Raw genomic sequence first — 17,751 nt, forward strand, 5'->3', positions numbered from 1 at the left:
ACGCCATTGCGCAGGAATCGCCCGCCTCCGGGGCGGGGCTCAGGCCAGCCGCTGCACCTGCACCGCGCAGTCGTAGAAGCTGGGCGCGCGGCCCAGGTCGGTCAGGCGCTGGTGGGTGAGCTCGTTGACATTGGTGCCGTTGTCGCCATGCTTGCGCCACCAGATGCCCAGGCCGTTGACCACGCCACGGCGCGCGCGGCCGTTGAGGGTGGCGTGGCATTCGTAGCTGCCCCGGTCGTTGAAGACGCGGACCCGGTCGCCCTCGGCCACGCCGCGCGGGGCGGCGTCGTCGGGGTGCAGCTCCACCAGCGGGCGGCCTTCCATGGTGCGCAGGCTCTTGACGTTGACGAAGCTGCTGTTGAGAAAGTTGCGTGCCGGCGGCGAGATCATGGCCAGCGGGTAGCGCGCATCCGTTTCGGCGGTTTCGTAGTTGGGCAGGTAGTCGGGCAGCGGGTCCATGCCGCGCCGCGCCAGCTCGGCGCTGGTGAATTCGCAGCGGCCCGAGGGCGTTGCGAAGCCGCCCTCGGCAAAGGGGGCCTCGGGCAGGGCCAGGGTGGCAAAGCCCTTGTCCATCAGCTCGTTGAAGTCCACGCCGCGCCCCTCGAAGGCTTCGCGGCACAGTTGCTCGTCTCCCGTCTGGAAATGGGCAGCGGCAAAGGCGTCGTCATGCCGCGCCATGTGCGCGGCCAGGTCGCGGAAGATCTGGCCGTTGCTGCGCGCCTGGCCCAGCGGCGCGATGGCGGGGCGGTTGAGCAGCACGTCGGTATGGCCGTAGCTGCCGTGGATGTCCCAGTGCTCGATCTGCGTGGTGGCCGGCAGCACGTAGTCGGCCAGGTCGGCCGTGTCGGTCATGAACTGCTCCAGCACCACGGTGAACAGGTTCTCGCGCGCAAAGCCGGCCACGACCTTGGCCGACTCGGGCGCCACGGCCACGGGATTGCTGTTGTAGACCACGATGGCGTCCACGCGCGGGCCGAAGCCATTGCCGCCTTCGTGCAGCAAGGCGTCGCCGATGGTGCTCATGTTGATGGTGCGCGGGCGGCGCTCGCCCAGCAGGTGCGGCATCTGCAGTCGGGCGCGCTGCGCGGGCAGGGCGCCCGAGGCGGACAGCAGCAGGCCGCCCGCACGGTGGCGCCAGGCGCCCACCAGGGCCGGCAGGCAGGCGATGGCGCGCACGGCATTGCCGCCGCCGCGCGCGCGCTGCACGCCATAGTTCAGGCGGATGGCGGCGGGCGTGGTGGTGCCGTAGTCGCGCGCCAGCTGGCGGATCTGCTCCACGGGCAGGCCGCAGACCTGGGCCGCGCGCTCGGGCGGCCACTGCAGGGCGCGGGCCTTGAGCTCCTCCCAGCCCAGCGTGTGGCGCGCAATGTAGTCATGGTCCAGCCAGCCGTGCGTGATCAGCTCGTGCATCAGGGCCAGTGCCAGGGCGGCATCGGTGCCGGGCAGCAGCTGCAGGTGCTCGTGGCATTTGTCGGCGGTCTCGGTCTTGCGCGGGTCGATGCACACCAGGCGTGCGCCGTTGCGCTTGGCCTCCAGCGCATAGCGCCAGAAATGCAGGCTGCTGCCGATGCTGTTGCTGCCCCAGATGAGGATGAGCCGGCTTTCGGTGAAATGCTCCACGCGCATGCCCAGCTTGCCGCCATAGGTCAGGTTCAGGGCCTCGCCCCCGGCGCTGGAGCAGATGGTGCGGTCCAGCAGCGAGGCGCCGAGCTGGTGGAAGAAGCGCCGGTCCATGCTCTCGCCCTGCACCAGGCCCATGGTGCCTGCGTAGCTGTAGGGCAGGATGGTTTCGGGATCGCGCGCCGCCAGCGCGTGCAGGCGCGCGGCGATGTCGGCCAGCGCCTCGTCCCAGCCCACGGGCTCGAACTGCCCGGAACCCTTGGGCCCTACGCGCCGCAGCGGGGTGAGCACGCGCTCGGGGTGGTAGCTGCGCTCGGTGTATTTGCTGACCTTGGCGCAGAGCACGCCGCCCGTGTGCGGATGGGCGGGGTTGCCCTGGACTCTCTTGGCGATGCCGTCTTCGACCGTGGTCACCAGCGAGCAGGTATCGGGGCAGTCATGGGGGCAGGCGCCCAGCACCTGTGAGGTGGCCTGGAGTGGGGGCGTGGCGGAGGACATGGTGGCAGCGGTCTCGGACAGGGTGGGTACTTTGCGAAAAAACCGTGAAAAGCCGGGAAAACGGGAAAAGGCCGTCACGGGCAAGGGGCGGTGCCGGTCTTGCATGCCGCAATCGCCGCTTGTCTTTATTATGCGGACCCTTGCAGCCGGCTGCACGCAGCAACGGCGCCGATTCCAGTGACAAAAACAGGCAAGTTCATGCTCCGACCCAAGACGGCGTTCAGCCGCAGACAGTTCATCGCAGCCAGCACGGCTGCTGCCGCCACCTGGACCGGCGCAGTGCGCGCCCAGGACGCGGGTGGCACCATCGTGCTGGGCCAGTCCTGCCCGTTGACCGGGTCTGCAGCGCAGATCGGCCAGCCCTTCCATGAAGGCGCCAAGCTGTACTTCGAACAGCTCAACGCGCAGGGGGGCATTGCCCGGCGCAACATCGAACTGCGCGTGATGGACGACGGCTACGAGCCCGAGCGCTGCGCGGCCAATACCCAGCGTTTCCTGTCCGACGACGTGTTCGCCCTGTTCGGCTACGTGGGCACCTCCACCAGCATGGCCGCGCTGCCGCTGCTGCAAAAGGCGCGCGTGCCCCTGTTCGCACCGTTGACGGGCGCCGACGCGCTGCGCCAGCCCCAGCTGGCCCACCTGGTCTTCAATGTGCGCGCCTCCTATGCCGACGAGACGGCGCTGATGGTGCGCCACCTCACGGGCCTGGGCCTGAAGAAGGTGGCCGTGCTGCACCAGAACGATGCCTATGGCGAGTCGGGCCTGGCCGGTGTCAAGGCGGCACTGGCCGCCAAGGGGCTGGAGCCCGTGGGCGCGGCCACGGTGGAGCGCAACTCGAACAACGTGGCGGCGGCCGTCAAGACGCTGGTGCCGCTGGGCGCCGATGTGATCGTGCAGATCGTCACCTACTCGGCCAGCGCGGCCTTTGTGCGCGCGGCGCGCCAGGCAGGCTTTGGCGGGCAGTTCTACAACGTGTCCTTCGTGGGTGCCCAGGCGCTGTCGGAGACGCTGGGCAAGGATGCCGAAGGCGTGGTGGTCACCCAGGTCGTGCCCTCGCCCTTCCAGACCTCGCGCCAGATCACGCGCGATTTCCTGGCGGCCATCCAGAAGGGCGGCGGCAAGCTGACGCCCAACTATTCCAGCGTGGAAGGCTATCTGGCGGCGCGCGTGTTCGCCGATGCGCTGCGCCAGGCATCGGCCTCGGGCAAGCCCACGCGCGACGGCCTGGTGGCCGCGCTCGACGCCATGCACGGCCAGCAGGTGGCCGGCTTCCCGCTGGTCTTCAAGCCGCAGTCCGGCAAGCCGCGCTTCGTGGAGTTGTCCATGCTGACCGGCGACGGCAAGGTCCGGGTGTAGGCTTGCAGCTCTAGAAGGAGAACCCCATGGCCTTGCTGCAGGAACTGCTGGACCGCGCACCCGAGATCACCGCGCTGCGCCGCGACATACATGCCCATCCCGAACTGTGTTTCGAGGAGATCCGCACCGCCGACCTCGTGGCCCGGCAATTGGAGGGATGGGGCATTGCCGTGCACCGCGGCCTGGGCCGCACGGGCGTGGTGGGCACCATCCACGGCCGTGACGGCGGCGCCAGCGGCCGCGCCGTCGGGCTGCGCGCCGACATGGACGCCCTGCCCATGCAGGAGTTCAACACCTTCGAGCACGCCAGCCGCCACGCCGGAAAAATGCATGCCTGCGGACATGACGGCCATGTCGCCATGCTGCTGGCCGCCGCGCAGTACCTGGCCGCGCACCGCGACAGCTTCGAGGGCACGGTGCACCTGATCTTCCAGCCGGCCGAAGAGGGCGGCGGCGGCGCGCGCGAGATGGTGGAGGGCGGCCTGTTCACCCAGTTCCCCATGCAGGCCGTGTTCGGCATGCACAACTGGCCGGGCATGAAGGCCGGCACCATGGCCGTGGGCCCGGGCCCGGCCATGGCGTCGAGCAACGAGTTCCGCATCGTCGTGCGCGGCAAGGGCGGCCACGCGGCCATGCCGCACATGGTGATCGACCCGCTGCCCGTGGCGGCCCAGCTCATCCTGGGCCTGCAGACCATCGTCAGCCGCAACGTCAAGCCCATCGAGGCGGGCGTGGTCTCGGTCACCATGGTCCATGCGGGCGAGGCCACGAACGTGGTGCCCGACAGCGTGGAGCTGCAGGGCACGGTGCGCACCTTCACGCTGGAGGTGCTGGACCTGATCGAGCGGCGCATGAAGACCCTGGCCGAGAGCATCTGCGCCGCGCATGACACGCGCTGCGAGTTCGAGTTCGTGCGCAACTACCCGCCCACCATCAACTCCGCGCCCGAGGCCGAGTTCGCGCGCCGCGTCATGGCCGAGGTCGTGGGCGAGGCCAACGTGCTGCCCCAGGAGCCGTCCATGGGCGCCGAGGACTTCGCCTTCATGCTGCTGGAAAAGCCCGGCGCCTACTGCTTCATCGCCAATGGCGACGGCGACCACCGCGCCATCGGCCACGGCGGCGGTCCCTGCACGCTGCACAACCCCAGCTACGACTTCAACGACCAGCTGATCCCGCAGGGCGCCACGTTCTGGGTGAAGCTGGCCCAGCGCTGGCTGAGCGAGCCCACGCGCTGAGGCCCTTGCAGGGTCCGGCCGACACCGGCATGTCACACACCGCACCTAGCATGCGGTCCCTGTGACCTCCATCGAATCCTCCTCGGCCGCCGCGCAGGGCGTGGCCGTCCAAGCCCGGCAGCTCAAGCGCATCCACGGCGAGCGTGCCGTGCTCCAGGACATCAGCCTGCGGATCGCCCCCGGCGAGGTGCTGGCCCTGCTGGGTCCTTCGGGCTGCGGCAAGACCACCCTGCTCAAGATCCTGGCCGGGCTGGAGCAGCCCAGCCGCGGCGAAGTCTGGATGGGCGGGCAGTGCGTGGCCAGCGCCTCGCAGTCCCTGCCGCCCGAGCGGCGCGAGCTGGGCCTGGTGCTCCAGGACCATGCGCTCTGGCCCCATATGAGCCTGCAGGCCAACGTGGCCTTCCCATTGGAGATGCGCGGCCTGCCTCGCGCGCAGATCCACGAGCGGGTGCAGCAGACCCTGGGCCTGGTCGGGCTGCAGGGCATGGGCGAGCGCCTTCCCGGCAGCCTGTCGGGCGGCCAGCAGCAGCGCGCGGCGCTGGCCTGCGCCGTGGTGGAGCGCCCGCGCCTGGTGCTGCTTGACGAACCCCTGTCCGGCCTCGACTGCAACCTGCGCGAGCGCCTGTGCGAGGAAATCCCCTGGCTGCTGCGCAGCCTGGGTTGTACGGCCGTCTATGCGACCCAGGACCGCCAGCAGGCCTTCGCCGTCGCCGACCGCGTGGTCGTGATGGAGCACGGCCGCATCCTGCAACCGGGCAGCGCCCGGGACCAGGCGCCGGCCCCCACGCCTTGCGAGGCCGACCGATGGCCCGTGGCCGGGCACCTGTGCAGCGCAGCGTAGGAGCGGCGTGGCCGGTCTCGGTGCGGCTGACGGAGAAAAAAGCACGGTCGTTCTAAATTCCTGCTTTTTTGGCTACACTGTGCCGCTACACGAACCGCCCACCAGGAGACCCGCCATGTCCGATCTGAACGCCGCCTTCGAGGCCGCCGTCAAGAACTCCACCTCGATCAGCGAGCGCCCCGACAACGCCACGCTGCTCAAGCTCTACGCGCTGTACAAGCAGGCCACCGAAGGCGACAACGAGGCCAAGAAGCCCAGCTTCACCGACATGGTCGGCCGCGCCAAGTGGGACGCCTGGGAAAAGCTCAAGGACACCTCGGCCGACGACGCCAAGCAGCAGTACATCGACCTGATCGAATCGCTGCGCTGATCAACACCACCACCGATCGCAGACACAGACAAGGCCCCGGACTCCGGGGCCTTGTCGTTTCCGGCCACGGTCCCGGCCGGGCTCAGTACTTGTTGGAAAAGTTCGCGCTGATGCGCTGGCGCAGATATTCCGCGCCCGTGATCGGCGGGTACTTCTTTTGCGGCCCTTCGATCACCGCGTCCTCGTTGGCCTGGCAGAAGAAGGCCAGGCTGTAGCGCGCGCCCTGGTATTCATGGGGCAGGGGGTTGCGCACGCGGTGGAAGTTGCTGGGCAACTGGTCGTCGCTCCAGCGCGTGAGCATGTCGCCGATGTTGCAGGTGATCACGCCTTCCACCGGGTCCACGGGCGTCCATTGCTGGCCTTCCATCTCCTTGCCCGGCAGCACCTGCAGGCCGCCTTGGCCTGCGCGCTGGAACAGCAGGGTCAGGCAGTCGAAGTCGGTGTGGGCGCCTGCGCGCCACAGGCCCAGCTCGTCCTTGAGCGCGGGATCGACCGCGAAGTAGTGCAGCATGCGCAGCGTGCTCTGGTAGGCGGGCACCGAAGGGTCGTGGGCGCGCGTGAAGAAGTCCGCATCAAAGCCCAGCTTGTGCGCAAAGCACGACAGCAGCTGCATGCCCACCTGCCAGCACTGGCGCTCGAAGCCCAGCGTGGCCTGCTGAAAGCCCGGCAGCTCCTGCTCCGTGGGCCACAGGCCGGCCATGCGCGGGCGCGTCATCTGGTAGGACTCCTTCTGGTCGGGCGTGCGCGTGGAAGGCCGGATCTGCGCCTTGTGCTCCCAGCCCGCATTGCGCGACAGCGGCCACTGCGCCTTCACCTCGCGCGGCAGGGCGAACAGCTGCTCGGCACGCCCGAAGGCCGCATCGATATCGGGCTGGGGAATGCCGTGGCCCGACACCTGGAAGAAGCCGATTTCCACCGAGGCCTGCCAGATCGCATCGGCAATCTCGGCCTTGCGGCGGTCAAAGTCGGAGATGTCGATCACCCGCACCTCCCGTGCGCGCGTCTCCTGCCCCTGGCCGCCCATGCGGGCCTCCTTGGCGAGTTCGCCCAGCGCGTAATCTGAGGCCGGTGCCGAAGGCAGGGTGGGGTTGGCAAGCATGTTCATGGTCTGTTTCCTTTGCCGCAAAGGCAGTGGCAAGGCACGCAGCGGCCGGCGCAAAAAGACACCGATCCCGCCCGTCGCTCTTGAAGTGGCTGACAGGGCACAGGTCGCAGCCACGCCGCTCCCGCACCCGCTTCAAGAGCAATGACCCGCGCCGGCACAGGCCGGCAAGCTGAACGCTTCTACTCTTGCCAACCACCCAAGCAAACAGCGCGCCAGCCCGCGCAGGCCGGTTCATGGCCGCATGCGTTCCATCGTGGTGCAAGAGGGCCGGGCAGCTTGGTGCACGCGCCGCATCGGAACCGTCTGGCACCAATCTGATGCATGCCCGCCGCGTCGAAAACCGGCGCGGCCCAGCCCAGTGACACCGAGGAAGGGCCGCCCCGCACCGAGGGTGTCGTCCCCCTCCCGCGCAGCGAGAGAGGGGAAGGCGCGAAGCGACTCAGGGGGTGGTACGCACTTTGCATACAAGCATCACTGAGTAGAAGCGTTCAGCACGCGCCCAGTGCGCGTTGCCCGGAAATTGCTCATGTCACGCCAGCCGCCCGGCCCCATGCCAGCGGTCGGTCCCCATGTTGATAGCGACTGAGAGTTCCACCATGCAACGCCGCCATTTCCTTGCCGCCGCCGCCCTTCCCGCTGCCAGTGCCGTGATGCCCGGTGCCTTCGCCCAGAGCAAGGCGCTGACACCGCTGAAGTTCACGCTGGACTTTCGCGTGACCTCGCAGACCGCGCCCTTTTTCGTGGCGCTGCAAAAGGGCTACTACCGCGACGAGGGGCTGGACGTGAGCATCGACGTGGGCTCGGGCTCGGTGGCATCCATCACGCGGGTGGCCAGCGGCGCCTACCAGCTGGGCCTGGGCGACATCAGCTCGCTGATCGAGTTCCAGGCGCAGAACGCGGGCGCGGCGCGGGTGCAGGCCGTCTACCAGTACTACAACCGCGCGCCGTTCGCCATCATCGGCCGCAAGGACCGGGGCATCACGGGCGAGTTCGCCAGCCTCAAGGGCAAGAAGGTGGCCGCCGCCGCCGTGGAATCCACGCGCCGCGTCTGGCCCCTGGTCGCGCAGCGCCAGAACCTGCCGGCCGACCTGTTCGCCTGGACCACGACGGAGTTCTCGGCGCGCGACAACGTGGTGGTGCGCGGCGATGTGGATGCGGCCACCTATTTCCATGACTCGGCCGTGTCGCTGTTCGCGCGCATCAAGCCCGAGGAGCTGTCGGTGCTGCGCTATACCGATGCGGGCGTGCAGCTGTATGGCAACGCCATCCTGGCTTCCAGCGCGCTGGTGGCCGAGCAGCCGGCGCTGGTGGCGGGATTCCTGCGCGCCAGCAACCGCGCCCTCATCGAATGCCTGGCCCAGCCCGCGCTGGCCGTGGCCGCCGTGCGCCAGCGCGAGCCCATCCTGGACGAAAAGCTGGAACTGGCGCGCTGGGCCATCACCTCGCAATACCTGGCCGCGCCCGATACGCAGCGCCACGGCCTGGGCGACATCGACCCGCAGCTGCTGGCCCGCCAGGCCGAGCAGGTCAGCCAGGCCTTCGGCCTGAAGGCACCCGTGTCGGCCGATGCGCTGTTCAACCGCAGCCTGCTGCCGCCGCTGGCCGCGCGCATGGCCAAGGCCTGAGGGATCGCACATGGACCACGCCACCGTTTCACTGCCCCTTGAGGCCTCGCTCGACGAGCGCGACGGCCTGTACCTGCGCCGCGCCATCGCCATGGCCGACCGCGCGCGCAAGCGCGGCAACCGCCCGTTCGGCGCGCTCATCGTGGCCGCCGATGGCCGCGTGCTGGCCGAGGCCTCCAACGCCAATGGCGAGAGCGGCGACTGCACGGCCCATGCCGAGCTGTCGGCCATCCGCCTGGCCAGCCCGCTGCATGACCGCGAGGCGCTGTCCGCAGCCACCTTGTATTCATCGGCCGAGCCCTGCGTGATGTGCGCGGGCGCCATCTTCTGGTCGGCCATCGGCCGCGTGGTCTACGGCATAGATGCCGTGCGCCTGCGCGAATTCCGCGGCGAGCGCCTGGACCAGAAGGATGCCGAGCTGTCCTGCCGCGATGTGTTCGCCGCCTCGTCACACGCCATCGAATGCATAGGCCCGGCGCTGATCGGCGAGGCCGCCGCTTCGCACCAGGGCGCCTGGAAAAGCTGATCCGGCCCCGTTCCGTCCCCACCGTTTCTTTTGACCAACAGAGAGGAAGCCCACCATGCAAAAACGACTGTTCCTGCACACCGTCCTGGCCCTGTCCGCCAGCGCGGGCCTGGCAACGGCCCAGACACAGGCCCACGCGGCCACGCCGCTGAAGTTCCAGCTGGACTGGCGCTTCGAGGGGCCGGCCGCCTTCTTCCTGCAGCCGGTGGCCAAGGGCTACTTCAAGGACGCGGGCCTGGATGTCACCGTCGATGCCGGCAGCGGCTCGGGCGGCGTGGTGCAGCGCGTGGCCTCGGGCGCCTATGACCTGGGCTTTGCCGACATCGCGGCGCTGATGGAGTTCCAGGCCAACAACCCGGACATGCCCAACAAGCCCGTGGCCGTGATGATGGTCTACAACAACACGCCGGCCTCGGTGATGGCGCTCAAGAAAAGCGGCATCGCCAAGACGGCCGACCTCACCGGCAAGAAGCTGGGCGCGCCCGTGTTCGATGCGGGCCGCCGCGCCTTCCCGCTGTTCGCCAAGGCCAACCAGGTCGGCACCGTGCAGTGGACGGCCATGGACCCGCCGCTGCGCGAGACCATGCTGGTGCGCGGCGATGTGGATGCCATCACGGGCTTCACCTTCACCTCGCTGCTGAATCTGGAGGCGCGCGGCATCAAGGCCGCCGACGTGGTGGTCATGCCCTATGCGGACTTCGGCGTGAAGCTGTACGGCAACGCCATCATCGCCAGCCCGAAGCTGATCAAGGAGAACCCGGCCGCCATCAAGGCCTTCCTGCAGGCCTTCGCCAAGGGGGCCAAGGAAGTCATCGCCAACCCGGGCGCGGCCATTGCCTACGTGAAGGAGCGCGACGGCATCGTCAACACCCAGCTGGAGACGCGCCGCCTGCAACTGGCCATCGACACCGTGGTCAACAGCGCTGACGCGCGTGCCGAGGGCTTTGGCCAGGTCGTGCCCACGCGGCTGTCGCTGATGGCGTCGCAGGTCTCCGATGTCTACGCCACCAAGACGCGCGTGAACCCGGCCGAGGTCTGGAACGGCAGCTTCCTGCCGTCTGCGGCCGAGCTGAACATCCTGCCCAAGAAGTGACGACAAAGTGATTGACACCGTGCGCGTGCGCCAGCGGGTGGCGCGCACGGCCCTTGCCTGCTGCCTGCCATGAATTCCTCCACATCCCACGGCGATGACGACGCCTTCTTCGTCGAGTTCCGCGACGTCTGGCTTGCCTACAACGAGGAGCTGCTGCGCGCCAACCACTTCGCGGTCGAGGCCATCGACCTGCAGGTGCGGCGCGGCGAGTTCATCGCCATCGTCGGCCCCTCGGGCTGCGGCAAGTCCACCTTCATGAAGCTGACCACGGGGCTGAAGATGCCCTCCATGGGCCGCGTCATGGTCAACGGCGAGCGCGTGACCGGGCCGCTGAAGATCTCGGGCATGGCCTTCCAGGCGCCGTCGCTGCTGCCCTGGCGCACCACGGTGGACAACGTGCTGCTGCCGCTGGAGATCGTGGAGCCGCACCGCTCGCTGTTCCGCCAAAAGCGCAAGGAGTACGAGGCGCGGGCGCGCGCCCTGCTGCAGAAGGTGGGCCTGGGCGGCTACGAGGACAAGTACCCCTGGCAGCTGTCGGGCGGCATGCAGCAGCGCGCCAGCATCTGCCGCGCGCTGATCCACGAGCCCCAGATGCTGCTGCTGGACGAGCCCTTCGGCGCGCTCGACGCCTTCACGCGCGAGGAGCTGTGGTGCGTGCTGCGCGACCTGCAGGCCGAGCAGCGCTTCAACGTCATCCTGGTCACGCACGACCTGCGCGAGAGCGTCTTCCTGGCCGACACCGTGTACGTGATGAGCAAGAGCCCGGGCCGCTTCGTGGTGCGCCGCGACATCGAGCTGCCGCGCCCGCGCGAGCTGGAGCTGACCTACACGCGCGAATTCACCGACATCGTGCACGAGCTGCGCGGCCACATCGGCGCCATGCGCAAGACCGGCGCGGCCATCCAACAATAGAACGGGGGAGATTCACATGCACAAGAAATACGCGGAACGCTGGGCGCCCTGGGTGCTGCTGCTGGCGGTCATCCTGCTGTGGCAGGTCATCTGCTCGGCCTTCGAGGTCTCGGAATTCATCTTCCCCAGCCCCTGGGCCATCGGCCGGCAGCTGGCCGAGTTCAGCGGCATCATCGCCGCCCACGCCTGGCGCACCTACTGGGTGACCATGGCGGGCTTCGGCATCGCCATCGTGGTGGGCGTGCTGCTGGGCTTTCTGATCGGCTCCTCGCGCCTGGCCTATGCGGCGTTCTATCCGCTGATGACGGCCTTCAACGCCTTGCCCAAGGCGGCCTTCGTGCCCATCCTGGTGGTCTGGTTCGGCATCGGCGCGGGACCGGCCATCCTCACGGCCTTCCTGATCAGCTTCTTTCCCATCATGGTCAACATCGCCACCGGCCTGGCCACGCTGGAGCCCGAGCTGGAGGATGTGCTGCGCGTGCTGGGCGCCCGGCGCTGGGACGTGCTGATCAAGGTCGGCCTGCCGCGCTCCATGCCCTACTTCTACGGCTCGCTGAAGGTGGCGATCACCCTGGCCTTCGTGGGCACCACGGTCAGCGAGATGACGGCGGCCAACGAGGGCATCGGCTACCTGCTGGTGTCGGCCGGCTCGTCCATGCAGATGGGCCTGGCCTTTGCCGGCCTGATCGTGGTGGGCGCCATGGCCATGGTCATGTACGAGCTGTTCAGCGCCATCGAAAAGCGCACCACCGGCTGGGCACGGCGCGGCTCGCAGGGCGAGTGAAGGAGAATCCGGCCATGATGCCCGCACCCACGACGCCGCCTTCCATGACGCCCATGACGCCCCTGACCGACGAACAGGCCGCTCGCCAGCTGCGCCGCGCAGGCGCCGTGGCCGGGCGGGCCATGGCCATGGGTCGCCACCCCTTTGGCGCGCTGCTGCTGGCGCCCGACGGCGAGACCGTGCTGGCCGAGCAGGGCAACATCGACACGGTGAACCATGCCGAGTCCACGCTGGCGCGCACGGCCGCCGCCAACTATCCGGGCGCCTACCTGGCGCAGTGCACCCTGGTCACCACCTTCGAGCCCTGCGCCATGTGCGCCGGAACCATCTACTGGGCCGGCATAGGCCGTGTGCTCTACGGCGCCGAGGAAACGGCGCTGCTGGCGCTGACGGGCGACCATCCCGAGAACCCCACGCTGTCCCTGCCTTGCCGCGAGGTCTTCGCGCGCGGGCAGCGCGCCGTGCAGGTCATCGGCCCGGTGCCTGCGCTGCACGAGGAGATGCTGGAGCCGCACCGGGGCTTCTGGCAGCAGCGCTGAACGGCGGCTGCGCCCCGCGCCCGCTCAACTGCGGCAGCCGGCCAGCGCGTCCAGGGGCTTCTGGTAGGTGGGGCTGGTCACGTCCAGCAGGCCCAGGGTGGTGTGGTAGAGGTTGTCGTGCGACAGCGGCGCGTCCAACTGGCCGCGCACGCAGCGCTCGGACACGCCGGTGCGCTCGCCCAGGTTGCCCAGCCAGGCAATCATGGGAATGTGCTTTTGCTCGTCGGGCGCCATGGCGTAGGGCATGCCGTGCAGGTAGATGCCCATCTCGCCCAGCGACTCGCCATGGTCCGACATGTAGACCATGCCGGTCTGGTAGCGCGACTGCTGGCTTGCCAGCCAGTCGATGGTCTGCGACAGGAAATGGTCGTTGTAGCGGATGGAGTTGTCGTAGACGTTGACCACCTGCTCGCGCGTGCAGCTGGACAGCGCATTGGTCAGGCATTCGGGCTGGAAGACCTTGGTCTCGGGCGTGGAGCGCTTGTAGTAGGCCGGGCCGTGGCTGCCCATCTCGTGCATGACCAGCACCACGCCGCGCTCGCGGCGCTCGCGCGGCAGGGCGGCTATGCGTTCGTCGATGCCGCTGAGCAGGATGCCGTCCAGGCATTCGCTGTCGCTGGAGCACAGGGCCTTGCCGTCGGGCGTGTTCAGGCGGTCGGCCGTGCTGGCGTTGGGAATGCGTTCGCACACGCCCTTGCAGCCGGCCTGGTTGTCCACCCACAGCACGGCCAGGCCGGCGTTGTACAGCACGTCCACCAGGTTGTCGTAGTCCACCTTGCTCTTGTAGAAGCCCGTGCGGCCCAGGTGCGAGAACATGCAGGGCACGGATTCGCGCGTGCTGGTGCCGCAGGAGGTCACGTTGCTCCAGTTGAGCACCTTGCGCCTGGCCAGCTCGGGCGTGGTGTCGCGGGCATAGCCGTTCAGGCCCCAGTTGGCGGCGCGCGCCGTCTCGCCCACCACGATGACGAACAGCGGCGGCTTGCGCTCGGCCGCGTAGGTGGCGCCCAGCGTGGCGCCGGCCGCAATGCTGGCAAACGGGCGCTTGGGCCGCAGGATGGGCTTGAGCACCGCGTCCAGCGAGGCCAGCACGGGGCTCACGGGGTTGAGCATGTGGCGCATCCACAGGTTGTTGCGGATCACGGGGGCCAGCTCGCGGTACGAGACAAAGACCGATGCCGCCAGCAGCACCACCGAGGCGGCCAGCAGCCCCAGCGTGCGCAGCACCGTCTGCGTGCTGCGGCGCGGGCGGATGATGCGCAGCCGCAGCAGCCAGGCCGTGGGCAGGCCGGCCACCAGCAGCAGCTGCAGCAGCAACTGGGGGTTGAACAGGTCGCTGCTTTCGCGCAAGTCGGTCTGCAGGATGTTGTTGATCATGCCGCCGTCCATCACCGTGCCGTAGGCGGTCATGAAGTACTGGGCCGAGCCGGCAATCCAGGGCAGGGCGATCCACAGCGGCTTCATGCCGCGCGGCCAGGCCGTCAGCGACAGCAGCAGCAGGATGCCGCCCAGGCCCAGCGGCAGCAGCCGCAGCACCAGGGTGGCCAGGCTGCCGTCATAGCCTTCGAGGTGGGGCAGGCGCAGCCACAGCGCCCAGTTCGCCGTGGCCAGCAGCCACAGCGCCAGCACCAGGGCCACGGCCTGGGGCGAGCGCGGGGCGCTCCAGGCCGTGCGCAGCCGTGCCGGGAGGCTGGCGGGGGCAGGCTGGGCAGAGGATGGGGCCGGGGCTTGGCCGGTGCCGGAGGAGCCGGCAAAGGGGGGCGGGCGAGCAGGCGTTCTGACATGGCCGCGAGCGTAGAATTCGCAGCTTAAGAACATCTGAACCCCGCGTTCAGACTCCGTTCAGCTTGAACCCCTCCCGTCCCCTCTGTTGCGCCCGTACCCGGTGCACACCCTGATGTGCGAAGGCCCAGCCTCCCATGCGAATCCTGCTGGTCGAAGACGATGAGGCACTGGCCCAGGCGGTGGGCAGCTATCTGCGCTCCAAGGCCTTTCTGATCGACAGCGTGCCTTCTCTGGCGCAGGCGCGCGCCTGCCTGGCCGGTGCCAGCTACGCGGCCGTGCTGCTGGACCTGCACCTGTCCGACGGCGACGGCCTGGCGCTCATGCCCACGCTGCGCCGGCTGGAGCAGCCTCCCGTCACCATCGTGCTCACGGCCCGCGACCAGGTCAGCGACCGCATCCGCGGGCTGGACGCGGGGGCCGACGACTATCTGGTCAAGCCCTACGACCCCGAGGAACTGCTGGCCCGCCTGCGCGCCGTGAGCCGGCGCGGCGGCGGCATGCAGGCCGGGCAGGACGCCGTGCTGCGCATGGGCACGCTGGAGATCGACCTGGCCCGCGAAATGGTGCGCGACGCCGGCCGCACCCTGCTGCTCACGCCCAAGGAATGGGCGCTGCTGCGCGTGCTCACGGCCCAGCCGCAGCGTGTGCACGCGCGCGAGCATCTGCTCGATGCGCTCTACGGCTTCGATGCCGAGGCCGACAGCAACACGCTGGAAGTCTTCATCAGCCGGCTGCGCCGCAAGCTCGGGCGCGACCGCATCCTGACCGTGCGCGGTACCGGCTACCGCCTGGCCCTTGAGCATGGATGAGCCGCAGCGCTACAGCCTGGCGCTGCCGCCCCGTCTGGCCGACCAGCTGGCCCGCGAGCTGACACTGGCCCTGGCCGCCGTCTGGCTGGCCTGCGTGCTGGCGCTGGCCTGGTATGTCAGCCACATCGTGCACCACAACTTCGACCAGGAAATGATCGACAGCGGCCACCGCCTGCTGGAGGTGGCCGTGCACCAGCTGGAACAGGAGGACCACTCGCGCGAGGGCGTGCAGCGCCCGCATGTGGCCTCGCAGCCGGGCGACGAGGCCGAGGATCTTGTCTACCAGCTGCAGGACGGCCGCGGCAACGTGCTGCTGCGCACCCAGGCCGCCCCCGTGGCGGCCTTTGCCGTGCCCATGCGCGAGGGCTTCTACGAACGCGAGGGCTGGCGCATCTATGTGGTGGCCCATCCCCGGCAGCCGCTGTTCCTGATGCTGGCCGATCCCATGGTCGAGCGCAGCGAGGCGCTGCAGCGGGCGCTGCTGGCGCTGGGCGCGGTGATGCTGGTCATGCTCGCCCTCATGGGCTGGGCGCTGCGCGTGACCGCGCGGCGGCGCCTGCGCGTGCTGCGCGACATGCAACTGCAACTGAGCGAGCGCGGCGGCTCCAACCTGGAGCCGCTGGACCTGGACGCCATGCCGCGCGAGCTGTGGCGGCTGGGCCGGGGCATCAACCACCTGATGCAGCGCCTGTCGCATGCGCTGCAGGTAGAGCGCTCCATGGCTGCCAATGCGGCCCACGAGCTGCGCACGCCGCTGGCCGTCGCCACGCTGCGCCTGCAGACGGCCCTGGACAGGGGCGTGGACAACACCGATGTGCGCGCGGCCTATGAGGCGCTGGAGCGGCTGCGCCAGCGCACGGAAAAGCTGCTGCAGCTGTCGCGCGCGGCCTCGGGCTCGGCGCTGGCGCAGGACGAGGTGAGGCTGGACGCGCTGGCCAGCATGGTGGCCTCCGAGTTCTGGCAGCAGGACGAATCCACCCAGCTGCGGCTGGACGTGGTGCTGCCCGAGCAGCCCTGCGGTCCGGTGGCGGGCGATGTGGACACGCTGGCCATTGCCTTGCGCAACCTGGTGGAGAACGCGCTGCGCTACAGCGATGGCTCGGAGGTGCTGCTCGAAGTCTGCGACAGCCACACCGTCCAGGTGCGCGACGAGGGGCCGGGCATGGATGCGGCGGAGCTGAGCACGGCGCGCGAGCGCCATGTGCGCCATGTGGACGACCTGCGCCTGCCCCAGGGCACCGTGCGGGAGCTGGCGTCGCCGGGCTACGGCCTGGGCCTGTCCATCGTGTCCATGATCGTGGCCCAGCACGGCGGCAGCCTGGAGCTGCAGTCGCCACCGCCTGGCAGCTCCAGCGGCCTGCTGGCCCGCATTCAGTTGCCGGGGCGCGATCCGTCCGTGGAGACCGACGCACTGTCCTGATCCGGGGCGCAGGCAGGCGGCAGGGGCGCATCGGCGGGCATGAGCCCGCACAGCCTTGTGTTGCGCTGCAAGGCAGGCAGGGCGGCCAGTTTCTCTACCTCGGCATAGAAACGCTGCCAGCCCTGGGCGGCCTCGCCGCCGGCCTGGGCCGGCGCCTGGGTCTGCGCCTTTTTCCACAGCGCGGTGAACGCAGGCACCCAGTCGTCGTAGGCGGCCAGCGCGCCAAAGCTGGCGTTGTTGGCATCGGCCACCCACTGGTCCAGCCGCGCCTGGTTGCGGTCGTAGAGCTGGCGCTGTGCATCGGTGGTCAGCAGGGCCGCATCGGCGCTGCGCCATTGCGCGCGCAGCGCAGCGTAGTCGCTGCGGAACTGCTGGTAGATCTGCGCCTTGGCCTGCGCCATGGCGGGGCCGCGCTGCTGCGGGTCCTGGTAGAGCTGCTGCAGCGCCTGGCGCGTGTGTCCGGTCAGCGCCCGCCACTGCGCGCGCCGCAGCTGGCCTGCATCCCAGCGTGCGCGGGCGGCGGGGCCGGCCTCGGTGGCCAGCCACAGCGGCGTGCCCAGGCGCTCCACGGTGGTGGCAAAGGATTCGTTGAAGGCCGTGTCGCCGGCCACATAGACCACCTGGTGGGCCAGTTCGTGGAACAGCAGGCCGGCGAACTCGCCCTCGCCCCAGCCGATGAAGGTGTTGAGCAGCGGATCGCCGCCCAGCCAGTTCAGGTAGCCCAGCGTGGAATAGGCGGGCACGCCGTAGCTGCCGGACTCCAGGCCCTGGTCGGCCAGTTGCCGTGCCTGGGCCATGGCGTCGGCCTCGGCAAAGTAGCCCCGGTAGCCCACGCAGCCGGCCACCGGAAAGCACCAGCGGTGCAGCTCCAGGCTGTCGGGCGGCGCGGCCACCACGTTCCATACGGCAAACGGCCGCTGCAGATCGGCATAGCGGCGGTAGCTGGCGTTGTCGGGCAGGCCCAGGCGCTCCACGGCAAAGGCGCGCATGCGCCGGGCCGACAGCAGGCGCTCGCGCAGTGCGGGCGCAAGGCTCTCGTCCTGCAGCCAGTCGTCAATCGGGCGGCTGGCCTGCAGCAGGTGCATTTGCCCGCGCAGGCTTTGCCAGTAATAGCCCAACCCGTCGCCACCGGCCCCCCGGCTGGCACAGCCGCTCAGCAGCAGGCCTATGCCCACCAAAATCGCGGGCAGGCCGCGCCTGACTACACTCAAGCCTTCTCGCACCCTTGGCCCCCTT

At 69.4% G+C, this 17,751-nt stretch carries 16 protein-coding genes; 12 read left to right on the forward strand and 4 right to left on the reverse strand.

The window, feature by feature from the left end; all coding sequences use genetic code 11:
* Window positions 1–39: 39 nt before the first annotated feature.
* Entirely contained in the window at window positions 40–2,118 is a 2,079-nt protein-coding gene (locus tag CLV01_RS05885) for a molybdopterin-containing oxidoreductase family protein (protein ID WP_099735211.1), read from the reverse strand.
* 198 nt (window positions 2,119–2,316) lie between these two features.
* Here CLV01_RS05885 and CLV01_RS05890 point away from each other — a divergent pair, with 198 nt between their 5' ends.
* The 4 genes from CLV01_RS05890 to CLV01_RS05905 all read left to right on the forward strand — a co-directional run bounded on the left by CLV01_RS05890 (window position 2,317) and on the right by CLV01_RS05905 (window position 5,920).
* A complete protein-coding gene (locus CLV01_RS05890) occupies window positions 2,317–3,474 on the forward strand; it encodes an ABC transporter substrate-binding protein (RefSeq protein WP_099734776.1) in 1,158 nt (385 codons plus the stop codon).
* A gap of 26 nt (window positions 3,475–3,500) precedes the next feature.
* Window positions 3,501–4,709, forward strand: coding sequence for a M20 aminoacylase family protein (locus CLV01_RS05895; RefSeq protein WP_013804369.1), 1,209 nt, complete (start codon window positions 3,501–3,503; stop codon window positions 4,707–4,709).
* Between the two features lie 61 nt (window positions 4,710–4,770).
* Window positions 4,771–5,550 carry an ABC transporter ATP-binding protein gene (locus tag CLV01_RS05900; protein WP_099734775.1) on the forward strand — a complete coding sequence of 260 codons (780 nt, stop codon included), beginning with the start codon at window positions 4,771–4,773 and terminating at the stop codon, window positions 5,548–5,550.
* A gap of 115 nt (window positions 5,551–5,665) precedes the next feature.
* Window positions 5,666–5,920 (forward strand): acyl-CoA-binding protein, encoded by a 255-nt coding sequence (locus tag CLV01_RS05905; RefSeq protein ID WP_012203065.1) that lies wholly within the window; start codon window positions 5,666–5,668, stop codon window positions 5,918–5,920.
* A gap of 82 nt (window positions 5,921–6,002) precedes the next feature.
* On the opposite strand, the gene CLV01_RS05910 is transcribed toward CLV01_RS05905, so the two are convergent.
* The gene (locus CLV01_RS05910; RefSeq protein ID WP_043825809.1) at window positions 6,003–7,025 is read right to left on the reverse strand and encodes an isopenicillin N synthase family dioxygenase; all 1,023 of its coding nucleotides are present in this window, start codon (window positions 7,023–7,025) and stop codon (window positions 6,003–6,005) included.
* A gap of 596 nt (window positions 7,026–7,621) precedes the next feature.
* Between CLV01_RS05910 and CLV01_RS05920 the strand changes: the two genes are divergently transcribed.
* The 6 genes from CLV01_RS05920 to CLV01_RS05945 all read left to right on the forward strand — a co-directional run bounded on the left by CLV01_RS05920 (window position 7,622) and on the right by CLV01_RS05945 (window position 12,504).
* A complete protein-coding gene (locus CLV01_RS05920; protein WP_099734774.1) occupies window positions 7,622–8,650 on the forward strand; it encodes an ABC transporter substrate-binding protein in 1,029 nt (342 codons plus the stop codon).
* Window positions 8,651–8,660: 10 nt separating this feature from the next.
* Entirely contained in the window at window positions 8,661–9,176 is a 516-nt protein-coding gene (locus CLV01_RS05925; protein ID WP_034390074.1) for a nucleoside deaminase, read from the forward strand.
* A gap of 55 nt (window positions 9,177–9,231) precedes the next feature.
* On the forward strand, window positions 9,232–10,269 hold the full coding sequence (locus CLV01_RS05930; RefSeq protein WP_012203069.1) for an ABC transporter substrate-binding protein: 1,038 nt from the start codon (window positions 9,232–9,234) through the stop codon (window positions 10,267–10,269).
* A gap of 69 nt (window positions 10,270–10,338) precedes the next feature.
* A complete protein-coding gene (locus tag CLV01_RS05935; RefSeq protein ID WP_012203070.1) occupies window positions 10,339–11,181 on the forward strand; it encodes an ABC transporter ATP-binding protein in 843 nt (280 codons plus the stop codon).
* 16 nt (window positions 11,182–11,197) lie between these two features.
* The gene (locus CLV01_RS05940) at window positions 11,198–11,965 is read left to right on the forward strand and encodes an ABC transporter permease (protein ID WP_012203071.1); all 768 of its coding nucleotides are present in this window, start codon (window positions 11,198–11,200) and stop codon (window positions 11,963–11,965) included.
* Between the two features lie 14 nt (window positions 11,966–11,979).
* Complete coding sequence (locus tag CLV01_RS05945) at window positions 11,980–12,504, forward strand: nucleoside deaminase (RefSeq protein WP_081816314.1); 525 nt, start codon at window positions 11,980–11,982, stop codon at window positions 12,502–12,504.
* A 24-nt stretch (window positions 12,505–12,528) separates the two neighbouring features.
* On the opposite strand, the gene CLV01_RS05950 is transcribed toward CLV01_RS05945, so the two are convergent.
* Window positions 12,529–14,319, reverse strand: a complete 1,791-nt coding sequence (locus tag CLV01_RS05950; RefSeq protein WP_373681035.1) for a phosphoethanolamine transferase — start codon at window positions 14,317–14,319, stop codon at window positions 12,529–12,531.
* A 101-nt stretch (window positions 14,320–14,420) separates the two neighbouring features.
* Between CLV01_RS05950 and CLV01_RS05955 the strand changes: the two genes are divergently transcribed.
* Window positions 14,421–15,095 (forward strand): response regulator, encoded by a 675-nt coding sequence (locus tag CLV01_RS05955; protein WP_013804362.1) that lies wholly within the window; start codon window positions 14,421–14,423, stop codon window positions 15,093–15,095.
* Entirely contained in the window at window positions 15,088–16,515 is a 1,428-nt protein-coding gene (locus CLV01_RS05960; RefSeq protein WP_099734773.1) for an ATP-binding protein, read from the forward strand. Before CLV01_RS05955 ends, CLV01_RS05960 begins: the two co-directional genes overlap by 8 nt.
* Here the strand turns inward: CLV01_RS05960 and CLV01_RS05965 are convergent.
* The gene (locus CLV01_RS05965; protein WP_099734772.1) at window positions 16,467–17,738 is read right to left on the reverse strand and encodes an aminopeptidase; all 1,272 of its coding nucleotides are present in this window, start codon (window positions 17,736–17,738) and stop codon (window positions 16,467–16,469) included. The two genes, CLV01_RS05960 and CLV01_RS05965, sit on opposite strands and share 49 nt — an antisense overlap.
* Window positions 17,739–17,751: the final 13 nt, after the last annotated feature.

Source organism: Delftia sp. 60 (assembly GCF_002754395.1).
GTDB classification, from domain to species: domain Bacteria; phylum Pseudomonadota; class Gammaproteobacteria; order Burkholderiales; family Burkholderiaceae_C; genus Comamonas; species Comamonas acidovorans.

Bases quoted from the DNA above. Each gene is read 5' to 3' on its own strand.
- CLV01_RS05885 (WP_099735211.1), bottom strand. From the start codon at position 2,118: ATGTCCTCCGCCACGCCCCCACTCCAGGCCACCTCACAGGTGCTGGGC.
- CLV01_RS05890 (WP_099734776.1), top strand. From the start codon at position 2,317: ATGCTCCGACCCAAGACGGCGTTCAGCCGCAGACAGTTCATCGCAGCC.
- CLV01_RS05895 (WP_013804369.1), top strand. From the start codon at position 3,501: ATGGCCTTGCTGCAGGAACTGCTGGACCGCGCACCCGAGATCACCGCG.
- CLV01_RS05905 (WP_012203065.1), top strand. From the start codon at position 5,666: ATGTCCGATCTGAACGCCGCCTTCGAGGCCGCCGTCAAGAACTCCACC.
- CLV01_RS05910 (WP_043825809.1), bottom strand. From the start codon at position 7,025: ATGAACATGCTTGCCAACCCCACCCTGCCTTCGGCACCGGCCTCAGAT.
- CLV01_RS05920 (WP_099734774.1), top strand. From the start codon at position 7,622: ATGCAACGCCGCCATTTCCTTGCCGCCGCCGCCCTTCCCGCTGCCAGT.
- CLV01_RS05925 (WP_034390074.1), top strand. From the start codon at position 8,661: ATGGACCACGCCACCGTTTCACTGCCCCTTGAGGCCTCGCTCGACGAG.
- CLV01_RS05930 (WP_012203069.1), top strand. From the start codon at position 9,232: ATGCAAAAACGACTGTTCCTGCACACCGTCCTGGCCCTGTCCGCCAGC.
- CLV01_RS05935 (WP_012203070.1), top strand. From the start codon at position 10,339: ATGAATTCCTCCACATCCCACGGCGATGACGACGCCTTCTTCGTCGAG.
- CLV01_RS05940 (WP_012203071.1), top strand. From the start codon at position 11,198: ATGCACAAGAAATACGCGGAACGCTGGGCGCCCTGGGTGCTGCTGCTG.
- CLV01_RS05945 (WP_081816314.1), top strand. From the start codon at position 11,980: ATGATGCCCGCACCCACGACGCCGCCTTCCATGACGCCCATGACGCCC.
- CLV01_RS05950 (WP_373681035.1), bottom strand. From the start codon at position 14,319: ATGTTCTTAAGCTGCGAATTCTACGCTCGCGGCCATGTCAGAACGCCT.
- CLV01_RS05955 (WP_013804362.1), top strand. From the start codon at position 14,421: ATGCGAATCCTGCTGGTCGAAGACGATGAGGCACTGGCCCAGGCGGTG.
- CLV01_RS05960 (WP_099734773.1), top strand. From the start codon at position 15,088: ATGGATGAGCCGCAGCGCTACAGCCTGGCGCTGCCGCCCCGTCTGGCC.